This is a genomic window from uncultured Gordonia sp. (assembly GCF_937858515.1).
Classification (GTDB): Bacteria; Actinomycetota; Actinomycetes; order Mycobacteriales; family Mycobacteriaceae; genus Gordonia.
Genome location: NZ_CALLZT010000194.1, coordinates 1 through 4659, shown reverse-complemented (window position 1 = coordinate 4659; position 4659 = coordinate 1). Strand labels below are relative to the sequence as shown.

Below are 4659 nucleotides of genomic sequence, written 5' to 3'. Positions count from 1 at the left end.
ACTCACACCGACCAGGGTAGACGAGGCACCCCCGCCAGCAGCCGCCCGACATGCGTCGACAGCTCATCGACGGTGATGTCGACGGCGGTGACCTCGAACGACAGCAAATTGTCGCCGAACAGCCGCCCGGCTTTGGGTATCAACGCGAACTCGAAAGTGGCGCCTCCTGCCGTGGTGTCACGCGTGCGCCACTGGCGGATCGCCCCGTACACGGGTGCCGATGCTCCGGTGGTGACGCAGTACTCGCCGTCGGGCAGGTCACGCTGGATCTGGAAACACGCGTCGGACTCGTCGTCGATGAACACGACCGCCTCGCAGGCCAGGTCCCGATGGTGTTCGTAGGACGCGTAGATACTCATGGAACCCCCAGACTCATACGGCTGACGAATTCGCGGCGCTCACCGGTCATCGGGTCGTCGAACGCCAGCGACGACGCCAGCAGCCGCAGCGGCCGGGTGAAATCGCCGTCGTCGGGAAGCGCGGCCAGGTCGGTGCGGACGTCCGGGTACAGCGGGTCGTCGACGATGGGCGCGCCGAGCAATGCCATGTGCAGGCGCAGCTGATGGGTGCGCCCGGTGTGCGGGACGAGCCGGTAGAGACCGATTCGCGCGTCGATGAGGGTGATGTCGCTGACGGCGTTGATCTCGCCGTCGACGACGAGTGCCCGCAGGTCACCGGCCGTTTTCTCGATGCGGTTGCGGACGGTGACGGTTCCGGCGAGCTCGGGACGGACCGGGGCGAGTGCCCGGTACTCCTTGATGGCCCTGCGTTCGGCGAAGATCGACTGGTAGCCGGCCCGCACCTGCGGGCGCAGCGTGAACAGCAGCACCCCGGCGGTGAGCCGGTCGAGCCGGTGCGCGGGCGCGATCTCGTCGACGCCCAGTTCGCGGCGCAACCGCACCAGCGCCGACTGCACCACGTGCCGTCCGCGCGGCATCGTCGCCAGGAAATGCGGTTTGTCGACGACGACGATGTTGTCGTCGCGGTGCAGGATCGGCAGATCGAACGGGATGGGCGGTTCGTCGGGCAGCTCCCGGTACAGGAAGATCGTGGTGTTGCGCCGGACCGGCCGTTCCAGGTCCAGCGCCCGGCCGTCGATGTCGACGATCTCGCCGGCACGGGCTCGGCTTTCCAGCGCTGCTGGGTCGAGCCCGGCCAGCGACGGCGCCGCGAGCAGCGCTTCGCCGACGCTGAGCCCGTCGGCCCGCACCACCACGCGCGTCGCGTCGACGCCGTCGCGTGGTGGCAGCGGCGACGGCCGCGTCCTACGGCTCACGCGCGTTCGACGCGGGCTTTCAGGTTGGCCAGCAGGGCGGCCTGGATCTTGTTCAGGCCTTTCGGGGCGAAGGTCTTCTCGAAGAAGCCGCCTATGCCCCCGGCCCCGGTCCACGACGTCGTGGTGGTGACGGTGGAACCGCTGCCCGACGGCTTGACCGTGTAGGTGGTGACCATCGACGAGTTGGCGTCGGTTTCGGTGATGGTGTCGGGGGTGACCCGGACGCTCGCCTTGACGTCGCGCTGACGCTTGGATGTGGCCTGCAGGATCCAGTGCACGACGGTGCCGTCGCCGTTGCCGCCCGAAACGACCTGGTAGTCGCGGTACTGCTCGGGCAGGATCGCCGGGCGTGCGTCGTTGTAATCGGCGAGCACGCCGATTACCGCGTCGGTCGTGGCGGCGACGTCGATGGACTGTGTTGCGGAAACCTGACCCATTCCGATGGGCCTCCTTTTCGATGGTGTGCGATTGACGGCATGGCCTGATTGGCGGCCTCCCGGCTTCCGTCCTAGGCTAACGAAGTGGTGTCTGTGACGCGGGAGATGGGGCCGGAGGCATTCAGCGAGGGGGTTCGCGCTCTCCTCGCGAGCTATCGGGCGATCCCGCCCGGGGCCACTGTCCGATTGGCGAAGAAGACATCGAACCTTTTCCGCAAACGTGCCGTAAACCCCAATCCGGGCCTTGATGTGTCCGGTCTGGGCGGGGTGATCTCCGTCGATCCGGCCACCCGCACAGCCGATGTCGCGGGCATGTGCACCTACGAAGAGTTGGTCGCCGTCACGCTTCGCTACGGACTTGCGCCAAAAGTGGTGCCGCAGCTCAAAACGATCACGCTGGGTGGTGCGGTCACCGGCCTGGGTATCGAGTCGACGTCGTTCCGCAACGGTCTGCCGCACGAATCGGTCACGGAGATAGACGTTCTCACCGGCACCGGCGACATCGTCACCGCCACTCCCACCAACGAATACGCCGACCTGTTCCATGGTTTCCCCAATTCGTATGGCACGCTGGGATATTCGGTTCGGTTGCGGATCGAGCTGGAGTCCGTCGCACCCTTTGTCACGTTGCGGCACATCAGGTTCGGCAGTATCGGCGAATTGCAGGACGCGATGGACCGGATCGTCGCCGACGGCAGTCACGACGGTGAACGCGTCGACTACCTCGACGGCGTGGTGTTCAGTGCCGGAGAGTCATATCTGACATTGGGCCGCCAGACCGACAAGCCGGGGACCGTCAGTGATTACACCGGAATGGACGTCTTCTATCGGTCCGTTCAGGAACGCACCACCGACCGGCTCACGATCAGCGACTATCTGTGGCGCTGGGACACCGACTGGTTCTGGTGTTCGCGCGCATTCGGCGCACAGAACCCGAAGGTACGGCGGTGGTGGCCGAAACGGCTGCTACGCAGCAGTTTCTACTGGAAACTGATCGCCTACGATCATCGCTGGAACATCGGCGACAAGCTCAACGCCCGCAAGGGGCTACCGCCGAGCGAGCGGGTGGTACAGGACATCGAGGTCCCCATCGAGAACACCGCCGCCTACGTCGAATGGTTCCTCAAGAACGTCCCCATTGAACCGATCTGGCTGTGTCCGTTGCGTTTACGTGAAGACTCCGCCACCCCGCAAGCAGACTCGCGGCGTTGGCCGCTCTACCCTCTCGAGCCGGACCGGACGTATGTGAATGTCGGGTTCTGGTCAGGAGTGCCGGCGACGCCGGGCGACCCGGGGTTCACCAACAAACTCATAGAGCGCAGGGTCGCGAAATTGGACGGCCACAAGTCACTCTATTCCGAATCATTCTACGACCGTGAAGAATTCGATCTTCTGTATGGTGGAGAGAACTATCGGATCCTCAAGAAGCGGTACGACCCGGACGGACGGCTACTCGATCTCTACTCGAAGGCGGTGAAGCGACAATGACCACGTACAAGGACCAACCGACACGATCGCAGGAGGACGGGGCGGGCAGGCTGACGCTGGCCGAGATCCTCGAGACGATGATGGGCGGCGACCTGTCGGTCCGCATCACCGCCTACGACGGCAGCTCCGCCGGACCCGAGGACGCCCGGTACGGGCTGGATCTGAAAACCCCGCGCGGCACAACCTATCTGGTGACCGCACCCGGCGATCTGGGCCTGGCACGTGCGTACATCTCCGGCGACCTGGAACTGGTGGGCACGCATCCGGGTGATCCGTATCCGGCATTGCAGGCACTGGCGAGCGACCTGAAGTTCAAGAAGCCGTCACCGTTGCAACTGGCGAACGTGGCGCTGTCGCTGGGCTTGGAGCATTTCAAACCGATCGCCCCACCGCCACAGGAGGCGGTGCCGCGCTGGCGCCGGTTCGCCGAAGGTCTGCGCCATTCAAAAACCCGTGATGCCGAGGCGATCTCATATCACTACGACGTATCCAACGCCTTCTACGAGTGGGTGCTCGGCCCGTCGATGACGTACACGTGCGCGGTGTATCCCGACCGGGACGCCTCACTGGAGGCGGCGCAGGACAACAAGTACCGTCTGATCTTCGAGAAGCTGCGCCTGCGGCCGGGCGATCGGCTGCTCGACATCGGTTGCGGCTGGGGCTCGATGGTGCGCTACGCGGCCCGCCACGGTGTGTACGCGATCGGTGCGACGCTGTCGGCGGAGCAGGCCGAGTGGGCGCAGAAGGCGATCGTCGACGAGGGTTTGAGCGAGTTCGCGCAGGTCCGCCACAGCGACTACCGCGATGTGCCGGAAGGCGATTTCGACGCGGTGTCGTCGATCGGTCTGACCGAACATATCGGCGTCGGTAACTATCCGGCGTATTTCGGATTCATGCGGGACAAGCTGCGCCCGGGCGGAATGTTGTTGAACCACTGCATCACCCGGCCCGACAATCCGAACCGCAACCGGGCGGGCACATTCATCGACCGATACGTCTTCCCCGACGGCGAGCTGACCGGGTCGGGCAAGATCATCTCCAAGATCCAGGACATCGGTGGCCTGGAAGTGGTGCACGAGGAGAATCTGCGCGAGCATTACGCGATGACGTTGCGCGACTGGAACGTCAACCTCGTCGAGCATTGGGACGAGACGGTCGCGGAAGTAGGTGAGGGCACCGCCCGCCTGTGGGGCCTGTACATGGCGGGTTGCCGGATCGGCTTCGACCGCAACATCGTTCAGCTCCACCACGTCCTCGCCACCAAGCTCGACGACCAGGGCAGCAACCATCTCCCCCTGCGCCCCTGGTGGCAGGCTTAGGAGCCTCGCCTCACCGGACCCTTCGAGACGCAGTCGGCTCGCAAGCTCGCGCGACAGCCCTCAGGGATCAAGAAGCACAGCCACAACCACACACCTTCACCCCAAACACCTCAAGAAGCACAGTCGCGACCACACACCT

General features: G+C 64.9%; 5 protein-coding genes. 2 read left to right on the top strand and 3 right to left on the bottom strand.

From position 1 onward, the window contains the following. Positions 1 to 2 precede the first annotated feature (2 nt). Genes Q0627_RS18655 through Q0627_RS18645 form a run of 3 tightly spaced genes read right to left on the bottom strand, consistent with a single transcriptional unit; the run spans position 3 to position 1713 of the window. Positions 3 to 359 carry a hypothetical protein gene (locus tag Q0627_RS18655; RefSeq protein ID WP_291020291.1) on the bottom strand — a complete coding sequence of 119 codons (357 nt, stop codon included), beginning with the start codon at positions 357 to 359 and terminating at the stop codon, positions 3 to 5. Further along, positions 356 to 1276 carry a pseudouridine synthase gene (locus Q0627_RS18650; RefSeq protein WP_291020293.1) on the bottom strand — a complete coding sequence of 307 codons (921 nt, stop codon included), beginning with the start codon at positions 1274 to 1276 and terminating at the stop codon, positions 356 to 358. Before Q0627_RS18650 ends, Q0627_RS18655 begins: the two co-directional genes overlap by 4 nt. Beyond that, positions 1273 to 1713 carry an SRPBCC family protein gene (locus Q0627_RS18645; RefSeq protein WP_291020295.1) on the bottom strand — a complete coding sequence of 147 codons (441 nt, stop codon included), beginning with the start codon at positions 1711 to 1713 and terminating at the stop codon, positions 1273 to 1275. The genes Q0627_RS18650 and Q0627_RS18645 overlap by 4 nt, the downstream gene beginning before the upstream one ends. 105 nt (positions 1714 to 1818) lie before the next feature. On the opposite strand from Q0627_RS18645, the gene Q0627_RS18640 reads away from it, so the two are divergent. Both Q0627_RS18640 and Q0627_RS18635 read left to right on the top strand, forming a co-directional pair. Next, on the top strand, positions 1819 to 3201 hold the full coding sequence (locus Q0627_RS18640; protein ID WP_291020311.1) for an FAD-binding oxidoreductase: 1383 nt from the start codon (positions 1819 to 1821) through the stop codon (positions 3199 to 3201). Then, a complete protein-coding gene (locus Q0627_RS18635) occupies positions 3198 to 4520 on the top strand; it encodes a class I SAM-dependent methyltransferase (RefSeq protein ID WP_291020297.1) in 1323 nt (440 codons plus the stop codon). Before Q0627_RS18640 ends, Q0627_RS18635 begins: the two co-directional genes overlap by 4 nt. Positions 4521 to 4659 lie beyond the last annotated feature (139 nt).